Annotated in this window: 1 protein-coding gene; it reads left to right on the top strand. The window is 22.6% G+C overall.

Annotation, left to right across the window (positions count from 1 at the left end; genetic code table 11):
• Window positions 1-147 precede the first annotated feature (147 nt).
• On the top strand, window positions 148-1,583 hold a 1,436-nt coding region (locus ACR0QS_RS13155; RefSeq protein ID WP_432633906.1), incomplete at its 3' end, for a motility associated factor glycosyltransferase family protein.

The raw sequence follows: 1,583 nt of genomic DNA, 5'->3' as shown, positions 1-1,583 counted from the left end.
TAGAATAAATTTTTTAAGGCATCGTATTTATTTGCGGTGTCTTTTTTATTCCTCAAAAACAACTTAATTAAAAATAGTAAATTTTTTCTAAAAAATATATAATAAAAAAACTATTATAAAAAATTTATTCTTAAAAAATGAGGAATAATGAATAATTATATTAAAAACATAGAAGAATTAAATAAAAATAAATACAATTTAAGAGCATGCCAAAAACTTAAAAATTATCAAACAAAAAATGATTTATACAAAATAAAATTAAATAAAGATAATCTGATAACCGTTATTTATAATGATAAACCTTTAACTTCCGCTTACGCGCCACTCGAAGAGGCGAAAAGATTAATAAACCAAAATATAAAAGAAAGTTCGAGCCGCATTGGAATATTTTTGTCGATTGCTTCTTTTTATCATATTGATTATTTTTTATCATTAAACGAAGAGAGCAAAGCGATAATAATAGAAAAAGATATTGAAATTGTAAAATTGATTTTTGAAAATATAGAATCAAAAAATTTAAAAAGAGTAATTATTTTATTAGACGAAAAAATCGAAGATATAATTTCTTTTTTCAATTTTTATATAGCCGAAGAAGATATTAAAAAAATAATTTATATAAGACATATAAGAGCATCGAATATAAACGCGGAAAATAAAAATTATTACGACAATATTCATTCGCTTTTGATAAATAATATAAAAGAAAAATTGATGTCGCTTACTTCAAATTATTATTTCGCTCCGATTTGGGCAAGAAATATAATTTATAATTTGCGTTTTAATAAAGGCTATTCGATTAAAACTTATAAAAATATTTTGAATAAAAAAATTCCTCTGCTTTTAATATCGGCGGGAGCTTCCATTGATAATTATATTGAAGAAATTAAAGAACTTTCAAAAACTCATTTTATTTTAGTTTTGTCGCATGCTTTCAATACTTTAATAAAAAATGATATAAAAGCGGATGCGATTGTTTCAACTGACGGCGGATTTTATTCTTCTATTCATATAATCGATTCCATAAAAACCGAAATGCCAATATTTACCACTCACACTACTTATCCTTTTCCGCTTACGAATATTGATAAAAAAAGAATATTTTATTTTTCGCATAATGAAAGTTTTGAGAAAATTATTTATCCGCATGAAAATACTAATAATATTTATTTTCCTATGGAAGGAAGCGTAATAATGCCCGCTTTGAGAATTGCCAATTTTCTTAATCCTAAATATATAATTTTTGCGGGTTGCGATTTTTGTCATTTAAATGATAAAAGCCATTCAAAATATTCCAACGCCGTAGCTTTAGATTTTTTAAACGAGAATAAATTAAACACTTTTGAAAATTTTAAATATAAAAGATTAAACGATAATCAAAATATAGAATGCTATGATAATATTTTAAGAAAAACTTCTAACTCGATTATAAGTTATAAAATGCATTTTAAAACTTTGGCAAACGAGATTATAAAAGAAACAGAAATTTTTAATTTGACTAAAGAATCTGCAAAAATTGAAAATATAAAAATATTTAATAATATAAATTCTAATAATAAAAAAAATATTATCGTAAATAATTATAT

Origin of the sequence: Brachyspira sp. (genome assembly GCF_050873525.1) — a bacterium.
Classification (GTDB): domain Bacteria; phylum Spirochaetota; class Brachyspiria; order Brachyspirales; family Brachyspiraceae; genus Brachyspira.
This window is presented reverse-complemented; position numbering and strand designations above follow the sequence as displayed.